This window comes from Micromonospora citrea (assembly GCF_900090315.1).
GTDB lineage: Bacteria > Actinomycetota > Actinomycetes > Mycobacteriales > Micromonosporaceae > Micromonospora > Micromonospora citrea.
The window spans coordinates 4,648,813-4,667,310 of the sequence record NZ_FMHZ01000002.1 but is presented as its reverse complement, the minus strand read 5'-3'; the positions used below and the strand labels follow the sequence as shown (position 1 = coordinate 4,667,310).

The following is an 18,498-nucleotide window of genomic DNA, read 5'->3' as shown; positions in this document are numbered from 1 at the left end:
GGCGGAGCGTAAGGAGGCACTTTCATGTCCCAGGGGAACAACGATGTGTCCGTGGAGCCGACGCAGGCGTGCGTGGCCGGCGACGCGCCCTTCACCCCCGGCCAGGCCAAGGCGTGCACGGTCCGCGAGGTGCTCGACCGGGTGGGCGGCAAGTGGAGCATCGGCATCCTGGTCGCCGCCTCCCAGGGGCCGGTCCGCTTCACCGAGCTGGAGCGGCACGTCGAGGGCATCAGCCGCCGGATGCTCACCCTGACCCTGCGCAACCTGGAGCGGGACGGCCTGCTGAGCCGGACCGTCTACCCGACCGTGCCGCCGAAGGTCGAGTACACCGCCACCCCGATCGCGCTGGAGCTCTACGACTCGCTGGTCGCCCTGACCAGCTGGGCCGAGAGGCACCGCAACGCGATCGCCGAGGCGCGGACCGCGTACGACCGGGCGCACGGCGGCACCGCCTAGCCCAGCCGGGCCGCTTGCGCCGGGGCGCGGGCGCGCCTGTGGGGAACGCCACGATCTGACCGATCGGTCAGCACCTGACCGATCGGTCAGGCATGCTGGTCGGGGAGGTGGACCGGCATGGCGCGGGCGGTACCGGAGACGCACGACGAGATCCTGACGGCGGCGGCGCGGCGCTTCGGGACGACCGGCTACCGGGGCACCTCGCTCCAGGACATCGCCCGCGAGGTGGGCTGCTCCAAGGCGGCGGTGCTCTACCACTTCGCCAACAAGGAGGCCATCCTCACCGAGCTGATGGCCCCCGCCATCGACGCCCTCCGGGCGCTCGACGAGCGGATCGCCGCACACCGCGGCGCGGCCGCCCAGCGGGTCGCCGCCGAGGGCTTCGTCGACCTCGCGGTCCGCTTCCGGCGCGAGATCGCCCTGCTCCGGGGCGAATTCCCGGAACTGCTCCAGCAGCCCGCCTTCGCACACATCCAGCGGATCTCCGAGCGGCTGGTCGAGGCGCTCGCCGGGCACCCGGAGCGCCCCGCCGCGCGGATCGCGGCGCTGGTGGTGCTCGCCGGCATCTCCGAGACCTGCGGCGAGTTCGTCGACGTACCCGACGAGGAGCTGCGCCCCGCGCTGCTGGCACTCGTACGACGGGCGCTGGAGCCCGTCGACTGACTCGTTCCCAACCATCCACTAGGCGAGGACAAGGAACTCATGGCCACCCTGCTCTACCGGCTCGGCCGGGGCTCGATGCGCCGGCGGCGACTCGTCGCGGCGATCTGGCTCGTCGTACTCGTCGGTCTCGGCCTCGCGGCCGCGACCCTGCGCGGCCCGATAGGCGACAACTTCACCATGCCGGGCACGGAGTCGCAGCGCGCCCTGGACCTGCTCGCCGAGCAGTTCCCGGCGGCCAGCGGCGCGACCGGCACGATCGCGGTCAAGGCGCCGGCCGACGGCGCACTCGGCAGCCCGCAGGGGCAGGCCGTGGTGAAGGAGATCGCCCAGGAGGCCGCTACGCTGCCCGGCGTCGTCGGCGCCGTCGACCCGTTCCAGGTGGGCGCGGTCAGCCCGGACGGTCGGTACGCGCTGGTCCAGGTCCAGTTCGCCACCGGCGCCGACGAGGTGACCGACGCCCAGCGCGACGCGTACGAGCAGGTCGGCGCGCGGGCCGAGGCCCAGGGCTGGCAGGTCGCGCCCGGCGGCGAGGTGCTCAGCGAGGTGCCGGAGGTCGGCTCGACCGAGGCGATCGGTGTCGCGATCGCGGCCATCGTCCTGGTGGTCACCTTCGGCTCGCTGGTGGCGGCCGGGATGACCATGCTCAACGCCCTGATCGGCGTGGGCGTCGGCATGGCGGGGCTCTTCGCGCTCAGCAGCGTGGTCGACCTGACCAGCACCGCGCCGATCCTCGCCCTGATGCTCGGCCTCGCGGTCGGCATCGACTACTCGCTGTTCATCACCTCCCGCTACCGGCAGAACCTGCTGGAAGGGCTGCCGCCGGACGAGGCGGTGGGTCGCGCCGTGGGCACCGCCGGGTCGGCAGTGGTCTTCGCCGGCGCCACCGTGGTCATCGCGCTGGCCGGCCTGGCCGTGGTGAACATCCCGTTCCTGACCATCATGGGTCTGGCCGCCGCCGCCACGGTCACCGTCGCGGTGCTGGTCGCGATCACCCTCCAGCCCGCCCTGCTCGGCTTCGCGGGTCGCCGGGTGCTCCCCCGCAAGCTGCGCTCGGCGGTGCCGGCCGCGGACGGCAGCGCCGACGCGGACCGGGCGGACACCCCCGCCGTGGCGGCCGCCGAGGACCGGTCCGGCTTCGGGTTCCGCTGGGCGCGCGCCGTCACCCGGCTCCGGGTGCCGGTGATCCTGGTCGGGCTGCTCGGGCTGGGCCTGCTCGCGCTGCCCACGCCGGACATGCGGCTGGCGCTGCCCGACGCGGGCACCGCGGCCGTCGGGTCGCCCGCCCGGACGTCGAACGACCTGATCACCGAGGGCTTCGGGCCGGGCTTCACCGGCCGGCTCGCGGTGGTGGTCGCCGGGGACACCCCGCAGGCCACCTCGGCCGCGATTCCGCAGGTCACCGCGCTGATCCAGCGCACCGAGAACGTCCTGGCGGTGGCCCCGCCGCAGCTCAGCCCGGACGGCCGCACCGCGCTGCTCGGCGTGGTGCCGAAGACCGGCCCGACCGACGAGGCCACCGAGACCCTGGTCAACGACGTACGCGGCTCGGTGACCGAGTTCCGCGACGTGGACGTGCTGCTGACGGGCGCGACCGCCGTCGGCATCGACGTCTCCGAGAAGCTCTCCGACGCCCTGCCGGTCTACCTGCTCCTGGTGGTCGGGCTCTCGGTGCTGCTGCTGATGCTCGTCTTCCGGTCGCTGCTGGTGCCGGTCAAGGCCGCGCTGGGTTTCCTGCTCACGGTCGCCGCCACGTTCGGCATCACCGTTGCGGTGTTCCAGCAGGGCCACCTCGCCGACCTGGTCGGCCTGGACACGCCCGGCCCGCTGGTCAGCTTCCTGCCGATCCTGCTGATCGGCATCCTGTTCGGGCTGGCGATGGACTACGAGGTCTTCCTCGTCTCCCGGATGCGGGAGGACTTCGTGCACGGCGACACCGCGCAGCAGGCGACCGTCAACGGCATGGGCCACGGGGCCCGCGTGGTCACGGCCGCCGCGCTGATCATGATCTCCGTCTTCGGCGGCTTCGTGTTCCTCGACGACCCGGTGATCAAGTCGATGGGCTTCGCGCTCGCGGTCGGCGTCGCCATCGACGCGTTCGTGGTGCGGATGACCATCGTGCCGGCGGTGATGTCGCTGCTCGGCCGGAGCGCCTGGTGGCTGCCGCGCTGGCTGGACAAGGTCCTGCCCAACGTGGACATCGAGGGCGAGGGCCTGCGCGCCCACCTCGACGACAGGGCGCCGGTGGCTCCGCGCGCCTGAGCCGGCCGGCCCGTCCGGCGTCGACGGGACGCCGGACGGGCCATCGGGCCCGGGTGCCGAGCGGGCACCCGGGCACCGTGCCGGGTCAGCCGCGTACCGCCCGCTCCAGGTCAGCCGGGGAGCCCGCCATGATGGTGCGGGCGTGCCGGGTCACCTGCTCCGCCGGCCAGTCCCACCACGCCAGGTCGAGCAGCCGCCGCACGTCGGCCGCGTCGAAGCGCCGCCGGATCAGCCGCGCCGGGTTCCCGCCCACCACCGCGTACGGCTCCACGTCGGCGGTGACCACGGACCCGGCCGCGATGATCGCCCCGTCACCGATCCGCACGCCGGGCATGACGAGGCAGCCGTAGCCGAACCAGACGTCGTTGCCGACCACCGTGTCGCCCCGGCTCGGCATGCCCGTGGCGAGATCCAGCGTGGCGTCCCGCCAGGCGCCCTCGAACATGGCGAACGGATAGGTCGAGACCCCGGACGTGGGGTGCGCCCCGCCCGCCATCAGGAACCGGGTGCCGGCGGCGATCGCGCAGTACCGCCCGATGACCAGTCGCTCCGGCCCGTACGCGTAGAGCACGTTGGCGTGCTCGAAGTCGGCCGACCCGGCCGGGTCGTCGTAGTAGGTGTACTCCCCGACCTCGATCGTCGGTGAGGTGACCACGGGCTTGAGGAAGGCGACCCGGTCGAAGCCGGGCAGCGGGTGACGGGTCGCCGGGTCCGGGACGGTGGTCATGCGGCTCCTCTCGTCGCGCTGGCGCGACCAGTTAAACGCAACTGATGTTGCGATAGGATCATCATGCCGGAACCCCCGCCGTAACGCAACTGGAGTTGCCTTTGTCTCCCGACCGCGCCGCCCCTACCGACCGCGCCGCGTCTCCGGACCGCGCCGCGTCTCCGAACCGCGCCGCCCCTGCCGACCGCACAACCCCTCCCGACCGCGCCGCGTCTCCCGACCGCGCCGCGTCTCCCGACTCCGCCGCCCCTGCCGACCGCGCCACCCGGCCCGGGGGCCGCACCGCACGGGTCCGCGCCGCCGTCCGCGCGGCCACCCTGGCGGAGCTGGCGGAGAGGGGCTACCAGGGGCTGACCGTCGAGGCCGTCGCCGAACGCTCCGGCGTGCACAAGACCACCGTCTACCGGCGGTGGGGCAGCGTCGAGGGGCTGATCGCCGACGCCCTGGAGCTGGCCGGCGGCGAGCCGTGGCCCGTCCCGGACACCGGGGACCTCGCCGGCGACCTGCGGGCGCTGACCCGGGAGGTGCTGGTCGGGTTCACCGACCCCGAGAGCGGGCCGGTCGCCACCGCCTTCGTCTCGGCGGCGGTGCAGAACCCGGCCGCCGCCCGCGCGCTGCACGCCTTCTTCGCCGCCCGGCACGAGCAGGCCGCGCCTCTGGTGAGCCGGGCGGTGCGCCGGGGCGAGGTGCCCGCCGACACCGACCCCGCCGAGGTGGTCCGGGTGGCCGTCGCCCCGCTCTACTACCGGCTCTTCGTCAGCGGCGAGCCGATCGACGCGGCGGTCGCCGAGCGGGCCGCCGACGCCGCGCTGACCGCGGCCCGTGCCGGCGTCCTGCGCACCACGCCGCCCCCGGACACGCCGCCCCCGGGCGCACCGGCACCGCACGAGCCGGCACCGCACGAGCCGACTCCGGGCGCACCGGCACCGGACACCCCGGCACCGGGCGCACCGACTTCGAACGGGCCGGGACCGGACGCACCGGCTCCGGGCGCAGCGAGGGATCAGACGCCCGCCGGGTAGGTCTCCATCTCGCCCGGGCTGGTCAGGGCGGGCAGCGGGTGCAGGGCGGTGGTCTCGTCGCACCAGACGAAGGCGTCGTAGCGCTCCCCCAGCCGGGTCGGCACGTAGTTGCCCCACGACTCGAAGGACGGGTCGTAGACCACCCCGATGGCCCGGTGGTCGGCGGTGCCGGTGACCCAGCCGGGCTGGTCGGCGCCGCCGAAGACGAGCACCGCCCGTTCCGGCATCAGCTCGTGCAACCGGTGCTCCACCGAGCCGGGCCGGGCCGGCGGCACCACCATCGCCTCGGCCGGCGAGCCCCAGCGAGGGGCGGCGATCACCGTGCCCCGGTAGCTGCCGAAGCCGACCAGGACCACCTCGTCGGCCCCGTGCCGCTCGCGGGCGAGCTGACCGATGTTGACCATCCCGTCGGCGGCCATGTCGGTGGCCCGGGCGTCCCCGACGTGCGTGTTGTGCGCCCAGACGATCCCGCGCGAGTCGGGCCCGTACCGTTCGAGGAGCCGGTCCAGCGTGTCCGCCATGTGGGTGTCCCGGACGTTCCACGACTCCGGACCGCCGCGCACCATGGCCCGGTAGTAGCGCTCCGCGCCGGCCACCACCTCCGCGTTCTGCCAGGCCGAGAAGCTGTCCGGGCCGTCCGCGGCGGCCTGTTCGCGGGTACGCGCCAGCAGCCGCACGACCTCCTCCTCGCACCGCGCGGAGACGAACCGGCTGGCCGTGCCGTACTCCTCGACGCGCTTGCCGTACGGCTCGAAACAGCGGTACGCGTCCTGCGCCGCCTCCAGCGACGCCGGGTCCTCCTCGCCGAGGTAGTCGAAGATCGCCTGCATGGACTCCCACAGGCTGTAGACGTCCAGGCCGTGGAAGCCCGCCCGGGCCCCCGCCGGTCGCTCGACGTTCCACGCCCGCAGCCAACTGCAGAACCGGGCCACCTCGGCGTTGGCCCACATCCACGTCGGCCAGCGCTCGAAGCGCTCCAGTGCGGCGCGCGGCTCGACCGCCCCGCCCGGGGCCCCGGTCACCGACCGGTGCACCCGGTCGCAGTCCGGCCAGTCACCCTCCACGGCGACGAAGGAGAAGCCGCACTCGGCGATCAGCCGGCGGGTGAGCTGCTCGCGCAGCCGGTAGTAGTCGTAGCTGCCGTGCGTGGCCTCGCCGATCATGACGATCCGGGCGTCCCGGACGCGCTCCAGCAACGGGTCGAAGTCGCTCGGCGCGCCGAGCCGCTGAACCAGCATGCCGGGCGGCTACCCGGCGGGTCGCCGGGCAAACCGCCGCCGGGCACGGGACGGCCGCGCGGGAAGGCGGGACACCAGGCGGGGGACGCCGCAGGGTGTCGGTGCGGGTGCCGGCCGCCGGACGGACACCGCGCGGGGGCCGAACCGGGGGCGGGGCCGGGCGGTGTGCCGGCGGGCTGAGCGGGTAGCCCGACGGCATGACCGTCACCGGCGCGCAGTTGCAGGAGTACCTGGCCGGGCTCGACTACCCGGTCTCCCGGGAGGACCTGATCCGCTGGGGCCAGGAGAACGGCGTCAGCACGGAGACGCTCCAGACGCTCCGGTCGCTGCCGGCGGAGGAGTTCGAATCCCCCGCCGAGCTCGGCGACGCCCTGAACACGCTGGCCTGACGGGGCGGGCCCGCCCGGTCGGCGGCACCCTAGCGGGCGTGCAGCAGCCGGAACAGCACCAGCCACTGCTCCGGCCAGACGTGCCCGACCGGCGTGGCCGGGTCGAGCCGCGTCGCCCGCAGCGCCGCCGACAGCCGCGCCCGGGGATGGCGCCGACCCAGCGAGGCCGCGAGCGAGCCGCCGACCCCGTCGAAGCCGATCTCCACCATCCGACGGTACGCCGGCAGCGCCGACGCGGGCAGCAGCGGCTCCGGCCGCCGCTCGACGCGCAGGATTCCGGCGTCCACCCTCGGCACCGGGCGGAACGCGGTGCGGGGCACCCTGCCGGCGAGCCGCCAGCCGAACTCCGGCCAGGTCAGCACGGTGAGCCGGGTCCACCGTCCGTAGTCGCCGCTGCGCCGGCGGGCGTACTCCAACTGGGTGAGCAGGGTCGCCGCCCGCAGCCCCGGCGCGGCCAGGCACCACCGCACCACCGCCGAGGTGAGCGACCAGGGGATGTTGCCGACCACGTCGAACGCCTCGGCCGGCGGCGTCGCGGTCAGGAAGTCGGCCTGTCGGTGGGTCACGTTCGGCCGGGCGGCGCAGACCCGGGCCAGTTCCGCGCCGGCGGCGGGATCCACCTCGTACGCCACGAGGTGTGGGCAGCGGTCGGCGAGCGGCCGGGTGAGCTGGCCCCGGCCCGCCCCCACCTCCAGCAGGAGCCGGTCGGGTGCGGGGCGGGCGGCGTGGACCAGCCGGGCGATCGCGGCCGGGTCGACGAGGAAGTTCTGGGAGAGCAAGCGCCGGGAGCGGTCGCGTTCGGTCGCACGGGTACGGCGGGGCGCCACGGGTCATCGTCCTGTCTGTCGCCGGGCGGCGACGGAGCGGACAGGCAGCCGGGAGCGGGGGCCTGTCCGAGGAAACGGCGGACTCGGACGGCCCTGTGCGTGGCGCGGAACGTCGGATCGACGGCGCACGGCGGCACGCCGTCGCCGGCGGGGAGGCCGGGACGGCACCCGTCGCCGAGCCGGTGGCCGGGGCGGCGCCGACGGCGGCGCTCACCTCCGGGGTGTCACCCGGGGCGACGGTGGGACGGCGGCCGGCACCCGGAGGTGTCCGGGCGGGGTGCCGTGCGTGCGGTGTGCGGAGTCAGTCGCGGGTCGCGCCGGCCAGGGCCGGACGCCGGACTCGCGGGCGGGCCGTCAACAGCGGCCCGAAGGCGGCCGGCGTGCCGACCCCGTCGATCAGAGCGTGCGCGGACATGCCGGCGAGCCTAGCCCCGCCGGGACCCACCCGGCGACCGATTTCCGCCCGGCCCGCCCCTGCCGACCGGCCCTCCGCCGCTGCCCGGCCCGCCCCTGCCGCCGAGCGCGGACGGCCCGCTGCCGTCGCCCGGCGGCGGCTCGTCCCGGTCAGGCCGCCACGTCGACGGTACGGCCCTCGGCGCGGGCGGTCTCGGCGGCGGCGAGCACCGCGACGACCTCGCGGCCGAAGCGCACGTCGCAGCGGTGGTCCCGGGTGCCCGACGCGATCTCCTCCAGCAACTGGTCGATCGCCACCCCCAGCGCGGTGACCGAGTCGCCCTCGCCGGGCGGGACGGTCTCGACGCCGTTGTCGCCGTAGAAGACGAACTCCCGGCTCACCGCCTCCGGCGGGGCGTCCAGGGTCAGCGAGACGGTGCTCGTCGCGCCCCCGTCGTGGGTGAGCAGCAGGTGGACGAGCCCGCGCGGGCCGTCCATCGCGGCGACCCGGGTGACCCGGCCGAGCACCGGCAGGACGAGCGACAGCGCGTGCGGGCCGATGTCCCAGAGCGCGCCGTGCGTGCGCCGCCACGGCGAGGCGCCGTACGGGCTGCCGGGCTGAAAAATCGAGCCGAACCGGACCGCCTTGGCGGTGTGCCACCCGCCGACGGCGGCGGTCGAGGCCAGGAAGCCGGCGATGTCCGGCTGGTAGCGCCCGGTGAAGAAGACCACCGAGGCGACGCCGGTCGCCTGCGCGGCGTCGACCACCCGGTCGGCGTCGGCGACGCTCAACGCGAGCGGCTTGTCCAGCAGCAGGTGCCGACCGGCGGTGGCGGCGCGGACCGCGATGTCGGCCTGGACGTCCGGCGGAAGGGCCACCGCGACGGCGTCGCAGGCGTCGAGCAGCGCGTCGACGTCGGTGAACGCGGGCACTCCGTAGTGGTCGGCCAGGCTGGCGGCCTTGCGCGGGTCGCGGCCCCACACCCCCGCGAGGGCGGCCCCCGGGTGCGCGTGCAGCGCCGCGCCATGCGTCTGCGCCGCCCAGTGCCCGGTGCCGAACAACCCGAACCGCACCACGAGAACCTCCACCGTCGTCGTCACACCACGGTACCCGTGAGGGCTCGTCGAGGTGCCCGCCCCGCCACAGTGCCCCGGCCGGCGCGACCGACGGTGAGCCGCCGGCAACCGGGTGTTCAGGCCCCGAGAGCGGTGGTCAACCGCTGCGCGGCGGCCTGCGCTCCGTCCGTGCGGATGACGGCGGCGAACGCGCGGGCGCGGGCGGCCACCTCGGGCCGCAGCACCGCGCCGAGGACCGCGGTCAGCGACTCGACGGTGGGTACCGACCCCGGGTGCGCGCTCCCGATGCCGAGCGCGCAGACGCGTCGCGCGAAGTAGTGCTGGTCGTAGACCTGCGGTATGACGACCTGTGGAGTCCCGGCCAGCGCGGCCGTGGTCGTGGTGCCCGAGCCGCCGTGGTGGACCACCGCGGCCACCTTTCCGAACAGCGCCTGCTGGTTCACCTCGCCGACGACGACGCAGTCGGGCGCCCGGTCGACCGGCGCCAGGGGTGCCCACCCCCGGGAGACGACCAGTCGGCAGCCGACCGCGCGCACCGCCCGAAGCGCCGTCTCCAGCAGACCCGGTGGCGCGGCGACGCTGCCGAATCCGACGTAGACGCACGGCCCGCCGGCCTCCAGGAAGGCCGTCAGCTCGGCGGGCAGGGCCCGCTCGTCCGGCAGGAGCCAGGCGCCCGGTTGGTAGACGGTCGGGTCGGCGGCCTCCGGCCAGGGCGCCAGCGTCGGGTCGGCGGCCAGCCACGGCTGGTCGCTGTGGATGTGGTCGCTGACGTCGTCGACCGGGACCAGGCCCACCGCCGTCCGCAGCGCGTTGAGCGGCGCGGCGAAGGTGTCGTTGACGTGCCGCAGGTTGGCGGCCCACAGTTCGCCGTTGTCGGCCGACGCGGGCGCGGGCGCCTCCCCGAGGAGGGGCAGCGGCGGCGGCGGATGGTGCGGCGAGGGAAGGGCCGCCGGGCAGAGCGCGGTGTAGACGTACGGTATGCCCCGCCTCTCCGCCACGGTGCGGGCGGCGATCTGGAGGCCCGTCGACGCGACGAGGACGTCGCAGTCCCCTGCCGCCCCCGACAGCACCTCGAACTGGACGGCGACGGAGGACTCGGCGAGCTGCCGTAACCGTGCCGGCGAGGGGCGGAGGGCGGCAGCCCGCGCCGTGGGCGCCGCCGACCTGCGCCAGGGCGGGCCGACGGGCACGAAGGGAATCCTGAAGGTGGCCACCCAGCGGGCGAAGTCCGGCGGGGCGCAGAGGCGGACCTGCAGGCCGAGGGCCTTCAGCCGCGACGCCAGCGCCACCAGTGGTTGGACGTCGCCGCGCGACCCGAGGGTCGACAGCAGTACACGCATGATGATCGCCTTTCCGTCTCTGGCGGCGGAATCCGGGCGTGGCCGCGACGGCCCGACACCGTCGGCGGGCCCCGCTGCGCCGTCGATCCGCTATCCCGGCGTCGGGGAGCCCCCGGACGCCAGCGCCGCGGGTCGCCGGGCGGCGGCCTGGGCGGGCACCCGGCGCGCGGCACCGGCCACGGGTTGGCGCGACCGCAGGGTCAGCACGTGGCCGAGCCCCTCGACCGCGCGCAGTTCGGCCGCGTACTCGGCCGCCTGTGCCTGGCGCAGATAGTCCAGCGTCGCCGGGTCGGCGGCGCACATCCCCGGCGTCGCGTCGGCGGTGGCGACCAGGTGGACCTCGCCGGCCAGCGCCAGCGAGGCGGAGATGAACTGGCAGAGCTCCGGCCACAGCAGGTACCGCCAGAAGTCGACGCTGACCACGGCGTCCAGGCTGCCGGGCGGCATGGGCGGGGCGACGCCGAGCAGGTGGAGGTTGGTCGGCCCGGTGGGCGCGGCGTAGTCGTAGGTGAGCGCCGCGGCGGGCAGTCCCGCCTCGGCACGGCCGGTGCCGATCCAGAGCACCCGCGGCCCCCGCATCCGGCCGGCGAGGCGCGCGGCGGCGGGCCCGATGGCGCAGGCGGACCGCTGTACGCACTCCTCGATGAGCGCCCGGTAGTGCAGGATCCGCCGGATCGCCTCGTATCCCATGACCGCGGTGAGGAACTCCCACTCGAGGCAGGGGTACGTCCTGGCCGCCTGCTGGAAGTTGGCCTTCATCTCCATCCAGTTGCGGGTGATGTTCTTGTGGTGCGGCAGGTGGACGACCCGGGCCTCGTCGTCGTACCCGAAGTTCACGCCGTCCGGCAGGCTCCGGTCCACGCGGTAGAACAACTCGACGTCCTCCACGCCGTAGCTCAGGCCGAACGCCTCGCGGTAGCCGCCGACCCGGGCGAAGACCTCGCTGGGCAGCGAGACGTTGTGCGTGTAGGCGACCACCCAGCCGACCCGGAGCCAGTCGTTGTCGTCGGCGGGAAGCCCCGTCCCGAACCGCAGGTCGCCGCCGTGCGGGAAGACGCGCGCGATCCCGTCCGCCTCGCCGGCCAGCACGGCGGGCAGGTCGGCGAGGCCGATCTCGTCGCGCCGGCCGATCAGCACCGCCGCGTTGCCGGGCGTGCCGTGCCACGCCAGGTGCCGCTCCAGCAGGTCGGGAACCGCCCACGAGTCGGCGTCGAGGAAGACCAGCAGGGGTGCGGAGGCACACCGCGCCCCCGCGTTCCGGGCGGCGGAGCGGCCCTTCCGTCCGGCGAGTTCCACCACGCGCAGGCGGAGACCGGCCCCCTCGGCGAGCGCCTCCGCGTACCCGTCGGACGAGCCGCCGTCCCGGACCACGATCACCTCGAAGCGTTCGGGCGGCAGCGTCTGCCGGGTCAGCGCCTGGAGGGTCAGCGCGAGGCACTGCGGATCCTGGTAGCTCGGCATCACCACACTCAGCGCCGGGCGGTTGGTGGGCAGCGACATGGCGATCCTCTCCGTCGGACGAACGTGCCATCGGAGGTCGGGCGACGATCACCAGAGGATAACGCTGCGCAACGACGCGCTTACACATAAATAGGGGTCGATAGGGGTGGGTGGCGGGTCGCGGCGCAGGCACGGGGGCGGCGGGTCGCGGGGTGTACCACGCGGGTCAGTAGGCTGTGCCGGTGACCGAACCGAGCCCCGGATGGCCCCGATGACCAGCGCAGCCTCGGCCGGCTCGCCGGTGGACGGGCTGCTCGCGACCGCCTCGATCGTGCTCTCGCTCCTCGTCGCGGCCTGGGCGCTGGTGGCGACGCTGCGCCACCGCGCCCCGGACCGGGTGCAGTACGCCGGTCTGGCCCTGCTTGAGGCGGCGCTGCTGGTGCTCGCGGTGCTGGCGGGGGTCGCCCTCGGCGGCGGCGAACGCCCCGGCGAGCCCGGCGCCTTCTTCGGCTACCTGGCGACGCTGGTCTGCCTGCCACCGCTGGCCTGGGTGCTGGCCCGGATGGAGCCGACCCGCTGGGGCTCGGCCATCGTCTGCGCGGTCTGCCTGGTCACGCCCGTGGTCGTCGTGCGGCTGCAGCAGACGTGGGAGGTGCTCGGTGGTTGAGGTGCGGGCCCCGGAGCGGAAGCGGACCAACGCCGGCCCGGGACGACTGCTGATCGCGGTCTACCTGCTCTTCGCGATCGCCGCCACCAGCCGCGCCGGGCTCCAGATCGCCACGAAGTTCGACGAGGCCCCGGTGGCGTACCTGCTCTCGGCGCTCGCCGCGGCGATCTACATCGTCGCGGCGGTGGGGCTGGCCCGCGCGGGTGCCACCGGTCGGCGCGTCGCCCTGGCGTGCTGCGCGGTGGAGCTGGTCGGGGTGCTCGGCGTCGGAGTCCTCAGCCTGGCCGACCCGGAACTCTTCCCCGACGAGACGGTCTGGTCGGGGTTCGGCAGCGGCTACGGCTACATCCCGCTGGTCCTGCCGGCGCTCGGCCTGCTCTGGCTCTGGCGCACCCGCGCCGCCCGCGACTGACCCGCACCGACCGGCGCGACGGTCACGCCGTCGTGGCGCCCGACCGGGCCGGGTTCGCCGGCCTCGCCGGGCGCCACGAGCCACGCCGACCAACGAGCAGGAGCCGCCGTAGCCGGCCGTCACGAGCGACGCCGAGCGAGCAGGAGCCGCCGCAGCCGACCGCCACTCGGACCGGCACGCCGGCAGGGATGGACGGGGCCGGGTTCAGTCCTTCGGTCCGCCGGCGACGTAGATGACCTGGCCGGAGACGAACGAGGCGCCCTCGCTGACCAGGAACGAGATGGTGTGCGCGACGTCCTCCGGCCGGCCGGGGCGACGCACCGGGATCTCCGCCGCGGCGTGCTTCTGGAGGTCGTCGAAGTCGACCTTCATCCGGGCGGCGGTGGCGGCGGTCATGTCGGTGACGATGAAGCCGGGCGCGACCGCGTTGACGGTCACCCCGAACGGGCCCAGCTCGATGGCGAGCGTCTTGGTGAAGCCCTGGAGGCCCGCCTTCGCGGCGGAGTAGTTCGCCTGGCCCCGGTTGCCGAGCGCGGAGGTGCTGGAGAGGTTGACGATCCGGCCCCACTTCTGCTCGACCATGTGCTTCTGGGCGGCCTGGCTGAACAGGAACGCTCCGCGCATGTGCACGCCCATGACCGTGTCCCAGTCGGCGTCGGTCATCTTGAACAGCAGGTTGTCGCGGAGCACGCCGGCGTTGTTGACCAGCACGGTCGGCGTGCCCAGCCCGGCGGCGACCCGCTCGACGGCCGCCTCGACCTGGGCCCGGTCGGAGACGTCCGCACCGACGCCGAGCGCCCGGCCACCGGCGGCGGCGATGGCGTCCACCGTCTCCTTGGTCGCCGACTCGTCGATGTCGACCACCGCGACGGCGAGACCGTCGGCCGCCAGCCGCCGGGCGGTGGCCGCCCCGATCCCCCGCGCCGCGCCCGTGACGATGGCGACCCGCTGCTCCTCCGACATGCCTACCTCCCGGTAACCTGCGCTCGATGGCCAGGAGCTTAACCCAGGCGTACGCCGGGTCGGCCCGACGCGGGACGCCGGTCGCCGTCGCGGCCGGTCGGGTCGCGAGCGTCGTCCGGCTACTCTCGCCGCCGTGGAGGCAGTGGAGATCGAAGCACCCGTCGTCGGCGTCACCGTCTATCCGGACCGGGCCCGGGTCACCCGCCGGGGCAGCACCCGGCTGACCGCCGGCGAGCACCGGGTACGGGTCGCACCGTTGCCGCTGGGCGTGCGGCGGGACTCGCTGCGGGTCGGCGGCCGGGGCGCGGCCACCGTGCTCGGCGTGGACGTCACGACCTGGCGGCGGGCCCGCAGCGCCGACGGGCAGGTCCACGCCCTGGAGCAGCGCAGCCGGGAGTTGGCCGAGGAGTTGGCCGAGGTCGACGACGCCGACGAGGTCGAGACGCAGCGGGGGCAGTTCCTCGCCCGACTGGCCGACCGGGCCGGCGGCACGTACGCCCGCGCGCTGGCCTCCGGCGACGCCGCCCCGACCGACGTGGCCGCCTTCGCCGACTCGGTGGCGGGTCAGCTCGCCGACTCCCAGCGCCGCCGGCGCGAGCTGGCCCGGCGGCGCACCGACCTGACCGAGGAGCGGGCGGTCGTCGAGCGGGAGTTGGCGGCCGCGAGCGGCAAGCGGGAACCGGACCGGCTGGCCGCCGAGGTGACGGTGTCGGTGGACGCCGACGAGGCCGAACTTGACCTGGAGCTGACCTATCTGGTCGACGGGGCCCGCTGGCAGTCCTCCTACGACGTGCGGCTCGTCGACGACACCGTGACCGTCACCTGGTTCGGCCTGGTCAGCCAGGACACCGGCGAGGACTGGCCGGAGTGCGCGCTCGAACTCTCCACGGCCCGCCCGGCGACGGCGACCCGCGTACCCGAGCTGACGCCCTGGTATCTCGACCGGGTCCCGCCGGTGCCGCCGCCGATGCCGGTGGCGGCGGCGGGCTTCGGCGCGATGCCGGCGCCCGCGGCGCCCCGCGCGGCGCCCTCGGGCGCGGTGGCCCGGTCCGGCACGCCGCGCCCGAGGGTGCGCGAGAGCGCGGCCACGGTCGAGCAGGGCGTCACCGCCGCAACCTACCGGCCGGCCCGCCCGGTCGCGGTGCCGGCGGACGGCAGCGCCCACCGCGCCACCATCGCCGTGCTGGAGCTGCCGGCCCGGCTGGACCACGTGACCGCGCCGGTCCGCGCGGCCGAGGCGCACCTGCGGGCGACCGTACGCAACACCTCGTCGCACACGCTGCTCGCCGGCCCGGCGGCGGTCTTCCACGGCGCCGACTTCGTCGCGGCCGCCCGGCTGGCGACGTGGGCGCCCGGCGAGGAGACCGAGCTGGCCCTCGGCGTGGACGACCGGGTCCGCGTGGAGCGCGAGCTCAGCCGGCGCGCCGACACCCGTGCCACCCTCGGCTCGACCCGGCGGCGGGACGTGGAGTACCGGATCAGCGTGGCCAACCACACGCCCCGGCCCGCCACCGTGGAGGTGCGCGACCAGCTTCCGGTGTCGCGCGACGAGGCGGTGGTCGTGCGGGAGTCCGCCCTCGTCCCGCCTCCGGCCGAACGCACGGAGCTGGGCGAGCTGACCTGGCGGCTGCGACTCGGGCCGGGCGAGAGCGGCGAGATCACCCTGGGCTTCCGGGTCGAGCTCGCCAAGGGGGTGGAACTGGCCGGCTGGCGGGAGTGACCGGCCGCCCCGCCGACGCGGGGCGGCCTGCGACGGGGCGGGCGGCCCGCGGCGGCGGAGCGGGCGGCCCACGGCGGGGCGGGCGGGTCAGAGGCCGCGGCCCCGGCAGAGACGGATCCACCGGTAGCCGTAGCCGGCCACCTTGAGGCGGTCCAGCTTGCCCACGTCGCCGTAGTTGCGGTCGGCGAGCACGTCGATGGGCAGGTCGGCCTCCGGCTCCAGCATGCCGAGGTCCACCTCGGCGTCGTCGGTGCCGAGGTTGTGCAGGAAGACCATCGTGCCGGTCGGCCCGTCGGCCCGGTGCGCCAGCACGCCGGGCGGCATCGGCACGTCGATGTGCGTGGTCGAGCCGGAGCCCACCTCGGGGGCCTCGCGGAGCGTACGGATCATCCGCTCGAACCAGGCGAGCAGCGACTTCGGGTCGCTGCGCTGGGCGGTCACGTTGACCTTCTCGTAGCTGAAGTCACCCTTGTCGATCACCGGGCGGACCAGCTTCTCCGGGTCGGCCGTGGAGAACCCGGCGTTCGGCTGGTACGACCACTGCATCGGGGTGCGGATCGCCTCCCGGCCCGGCAGGGACAGGTCCTCCCCCATGCCGATCTCCTCGCCGTAGCGCAGCACCGGCGTGCCGCGCAGCGAGAACTGCAGCGCGTACGCCAGCTCGATGCGACGGCGGTCGTTGCCGAGCATCGGGGCGAGCCGGCGGCGGATGCCCCGGTCGTAGATGCGCATGTTCTCGTCGGGGCCGAACTCCGCGTACACCTGGTTGCGCTGCTCGGCGGTGAGCCGGGACAGGTCGATCTCGTCGTGGTTGCGCAGGAAGGTGGCCCACTGCCCGCCCTCGGGCAGCGCCGGGGTGTCCCGCAGCGCCTCGATGATCGGCTCCGGGTCCTGCCGGGCCAGGGCCAGCATCAGCCGCCCGTTGAGCATGAAGTCGAAGAGCATGTGCAGCCGGTTGCCCGAGCCGCCGGCGTCGGCGAAGAAGGTCGGCAGCTGGTCGGGCTCGACGTTGGCCTCGGCGAGCAGGACGGCGTCGCCCCGGCGCCACTGCACGTGCTGGCGCAGCTCGGTGAGGAACTCGAAGTCCTTCGGGGAGTTCGGGTTGCCCGGCTCGGTCAGCTCGATGATGAACGGCACCGCGTCCATCCGGAAGCCGGAGACGCCGAGCTGGAGCCAGAACGACACGATCTTCTTGATCTCCTCGCGCACCTTCGGGTTCGCGAAGTTGAGGTCCGGCTGGAACTTGTAGAACCGGTGGTAGTACCAGGCCTTGGCGGTCCGGTCGTAGCTCCACGTCTCGTGCTGCTCGCCGGGGAAGACCATGCCCTGGTGCCGGTCGTCCGGCTCGTGGTCGGACCAGACGTACCAGTCGCGGTAGGGCGAGTCCGGCGACGAGCGGGCGGACTGGAACCACGGGTGCTCGTCCGAGGTGTGGTTCACGACCAGGTCGATGATCACCCGGATGCCCCGGTTCTGCGCCTGGTGCAGCAGTTCGGCGAAGTCGCCGAGGGTGCCGAAGCGGGGGTCGACGTTGTAGAAGTCGGTGGCGTCGTAGCCGTCGTCGCGGTTGGGCGACGGGTGGATGGGGTGCAGCCAGAGGCAGGTCACGCCCAGCCGGGCGAGGTAGTCTAGTCGGCCGATCAGGCCCCGGATGTCGCCGACGCCGTCGCCGTCGGAGTCCGCGTACGTGTCGATGTCGAGGCAGTAGACGACCGCCTCCGAATACCACCTGTCAGCCATGCCGGCCTAATGTCTCCGGTTCCGGCCCCCGGCAAACACCGCCGGTGCTCTCCCGGGCCGACGGGGGCGCGCGGCGGTGCCCGGGGCGGGTCCCGAAACCGGCTGCTGCTGGAGCGGCACCGGTCGGCGGGCCCGCCGACCGGTGCCGCTCACGTGTCGATCGCCTGGCCAATCAGTCGGTCGCCGAGCGGGCTGCGTCGGTAGAGGACGTGCCGGCCGTCGCGGGCGCGGCTGAGCAGACCTGCCGCGTGCAGGACCCGCAGGTGCTGGGAGACGGCGCTGGGCGTCACCGTGAGCCGGCGGGCGATCTCCACGGTCGGCAGCGGCTCGGCGAGGAGGTGGAGCAGACGCGCCCTGGGCGCGCCGAGCAGCGACGCGAGCGCGGTCGCGTCGGCGGCCGGCGGCGCCTCCCACAGTGTCGCCACGCCCCGGCAGGGGTACGCCAGCAGGGGCGCCTCGTCCGGGCTGACCGGCGGGGCGGGCTTGTGGGAGAAGACGGACGGCACCAGCAGCAGCCCCCGACCGCCCGCGACCACCCGGTGCCGGCCGATCATCCTGTCGATGTGCAGGACCCCGTCGTGCCAGCGCAAGTTCGGGTGCATGTCGGCGAAGAGCAGCCGCGCGCCGCCCAGGGCCAGTTGCCGGGCCCGGTAGGTCATGTCGGCTTCCAGCACGAGTCGCATCTGCGGCCAGCTCGGCCTGATCGCGACGTCCCAGTAGCGCTGGAGGCGGTCGCAGATGGTGTCGCGGAGGGCCAGGACGGGGGCGGCGTCCGGCGCGGTCGCGTCGCGCAGGACGGCCGGCAGCCGGCCGCGCGGGTACGCGGCGCACAGGTCGCGGCGGACGATGTCCGCGGGCGTCCGGCGTACGGCGGCCAGTTCCTTGTCGAAGGTGGCGGCGAACTCGGTCGGCCGGCGGGTGAGGAAGTCGGGGATCGCGCGGTCCGGCCCGACGAGGGAGGTCAGCAGGTCGACGTCGGACGCGTCCAGCCGCCCCAGGACCGACCTGCGCCAGGGCAGGTGCAGCGCGTACAGGCCGGGCTCGCGCAGCACCCGGAGGCTGAGCGCGGCCTCGTGGATCGGTGAGATCGCGAAGCGGGTGTCGGCGAGGTCCTCGACGCCGAGCTCAAAGCTGATCATTAAGCCATACGCTACATCGGTTGGCC

Annotated in this window: 17 protein-coding genes; 8 read left to right on the top strand and 9 right to left on the bottom strand. The window is 74.9% G+C overall.

The features are described 5' to 3' along the window. Nucleotides 1-24: 24 nt before the first annotated feature. The 3 genes from GA0070606_RS21475 (at nucleotide 25) to GA0070606_RS21465 (ending at nucleotide 3,378) form a co-directional block, all read left to right on the top strand. Complete coding sequence (locus tag GA0070606_RS21475) at nucleotides 25-456, top strand: winged helix-turn-helix transcriptional regulator (protein ID WP_091103438.1); 432 nt, start codon at nucleotides 25-27, stop codon at nucleotides 454-456. A 117-nt stretch (nucleotides 457-573) separates the two neighbouring features. Next, nucleotides 574-1,119: a TetR/AcrR family transcriptional regulator gene (locus GA0070606_RS21470; RefSeq protein WP_091103435.1), complete on the top strand. Its 546-nt coding sequence runs from the start codon at nucleotides 574-576 to the stop codon at nucleotides 1,117-1,119. A 39-nt stretch (nucleotides 1,120-1,158) separates the two neighbouring features. Beyond that, nucleotides 1,159-3,378: an MMPL family transporter gene (locus GA0070606_RS21465; RefSeq protein WP_091103433.1), complete on the top strand. Its 2,220-nt coding sequence runs from the start codon at nucleotides 1,159-1,161 to the stop codon at nucleotides 3,376-3,378. A gap of 85 nt (nucleotides 3,379-3,463) precedes the next feature. Here the strand turns inward: GA0070606_RS21465 and GA0070606_RS21460 are convergent, their stop codons facing one another. Beyond that, nucleotides 3,464-4,105 carry a CatB-related O-acetyltransferase gene (locus tag GA0070606_RS21460; protein WP_091103430.1) on the bottom strand — a complete coding sequence of 214 codons (642 nt, stop codon included), beginning with the start codon at nucleotides 4,103-4,105 and terminating at the stop codon, nucleotides 3,464-3,466. A 95-nt stretch (nucleotides 4,106-4,200) separates the two neighbouring features. Between GA0070606_RS21460 and GA0070606_RS21455 the strand changes: the two genes are divergently transcribed. Beyond that, nucleotides 4,201-5,127 (top strand): TetR/AcrR family transcriptional regulator, encoded by a 927-nt coding sequence (locus GA0070606_RS21455; protein WP_342672171.1) that lies wholly within the window; start codon nucleotides 4,201-4,203, stop codon nucleotides 5,125-5,127. Here the strand turns inward: GA0070606_RS21455 and GA0070606_RS21450 are convergent. After that, the gene (locus tag GA0070606_RS21450; RefSeq protein WP_091103427.1) at nucleotides 5,109-6,365 is read right to left on the bottom strand and encodes an erythromycin esterase family protein; all 1,257 of its coding nucleotides are present in this window, start codon (nucleotides 6,363-6,365) and stop codon (nucleotides 5,109-5,111) included. The two genes, GA0070606_RS21455 and GA0070606_RS21450, sit on opposite strands and share 19 nt — an antisense overlap. Nucleotides 6,366-6,562: 197 nt before the next feature. On the opposite strand from GA0070606_RS21450, the gene GA0070606_RS21445 reads away from it, so the two are divergent. Then, the gene (locus GA0070606_RS21445) at nucleotides 6,563-6,754 is read left to right on the top strand and encodes a DUF2795 domain-containing protein (protein ID WP_091103424.1); all 192 of its coding nucleotides are present in this window, start codon (nucleotides 6,563-6,565) and stop codon (nucleotides 6,752-6,754) included. Nucleotides 6,755-6,783: 29 nt separating this feature from the next. On the opposite strand, the gene erm is transcribed toward GA0070606_RS21445, so the two are convergent. From erm to GA0070606_RS21425, 4 genes are all read right to left on the bottom strand, one after another. Beyond that, nucleotides 6,784-7,581: an ErmE/ErmH/ErmO/ErmR family 23S rRNA (adenine(2058)-N(6))-methyltransferase gene (erm, locus tag GA0070606_RS21440; protein ID WP_091103421.1), complete on the bottom strand. Its 798-nt coding sequence runs from the start codon at nucleotides 7,579-7,581 to the stop codon at nucleotides 6,784-6,786. Nucleotides 7,582-8,145: 564 nt separating this feature from the next. Further along, nucleotides 8,146-9,051 (bottom strand): Gfo/Idh/MocA family protein, encoded by a 906-nt coding sequence (locus GA0070606_RS21435; protein ID WP_176737560.1) that lies wholly within the window; start codon nucleotides 9,049-9,051, stop codon nucleotides 8,146-8,148. Nucleotides 9,052-9,167: 116 nt separating this feature from the next. Beyond that, the gene (locus GA0070606_RS21430) at nucleotides 9,168-10,391 is read right to left on the bottom strand and encodes a glycosyltransferase (RefSeq protein ID WP_091103418.1); all 1,224 of its coding nucleotides are present in this window, start codon (nucleotides 10,389-10,391) and stop codon (nucleotides 9,168-9,170) included. A gap of 90 nt (nucleotides 10,392-10,481) precedes the next feature. Then, a complete protein-coding gene (locus GA0070606_RS21425; RefSeq protein ID WP_091103416.1) occupies nucleotides 10,482-11,891 on the bottom strand; it encodes a glycosyltransferase family 2 protein in 1,410 nt (469 codons plus the stop codon). Nucleotides 11,892-12,102: 211 nt separating this feature from the next. Between GA0070606_RS21425 and GA0070606_RS21420 the strand changes: the two genes are divergently transcribed. Both GA0070606_RS21420 and GA0070606_RS21415 read left to right on the top strand, forming a co-directional pair. Continuing rightward, nucleotides 12,103-12,498, top strand: a complete 396-nt coding sequence (locus tag GA0070606_RS21420) for a hypothetical protein (protein ID WP_176737383.1) — start codon at nucleotides 12,103-12,105, stop codon at nucleotides 12,496-12,498. Then, nucleotides 12,491-12,910, top strand: coding sequence for a hypothetical protein (locus tag GA0070606_RS21415; protein WP_091103411.1), 420 nt, complete (start codon nucleotides 12,491-12,493; stop codon nucleotides 12,908-12,910). The genes GA0070606_RS21420 and GA0070606_RS21415 overlap by 8 nt, the downstream gene beginning before the upstream one ends. A gap of 204 nt (nucleotides 12,911-13,114) precedes the next feature. Here the strand turns inward: GA0070606_RS21415 and fabG are convergent, their stop codons facing one another. Beyond that, entirely contained in the window at nucleotides 13,115-13,873 is a 759-nt protein-coding gene (gene fabG, locus GA0070606_RS21410; RefSeq protein WP_091103409.1) for a 3-oxoacyl-ACP reductase FabG, read from the bottom strand. Nucleotides 13,874-14,015: 142 nt separating this feature from the next. On the opposite strand from fabG, the gene GA0070606_RS21405 reads away from it, so the two are divergent. After that, the gene (locus GA0070606_RS21405; protein ID WP_425413106.1) at nucleotides 14,016-15,593 is read left to right on the top strand and encodes a DUF4139 domain-containing protein; all 1,578 of its coding nucleotides are present in this window, start codon (nucleotides 14,016-14,018) and stop codon (nucleotides 15,591-15,593) included. Nucleotides 15,594-15,680: 87 nt separating this feature from the next. On the opposite strand, the gene GA0070606_RS21400 is transcribed toward GA0070606_RS21405, so the two are convergent. Then, a complete protein-coding gene (locus GA0070606_RS21400) occupies nucleotides 15,681-17,333 on the bottom strand; it encodes an alpha-amylase family protein (protein ID WP_091103406.1) in 1,653 nt (550 codons plus the stop codon). A 149-nt stretch (nucleotides 17,334-17,482) separates the two neighbouring features. Beyond that, complete coding sequence (locus GA0070606_RS21395; protein WP_091103403.1) at nucleotides 17,483-18,472, bottom strand: ArsR/SmtB family transcription factor; 990 nt, start codon at nucleotides 18,470-18,472, stop codon at nucleotides 17,483-17,485. Between the last annotated feature and the right edge of the window lie 26 nt (nucleotides 18,473-18,498).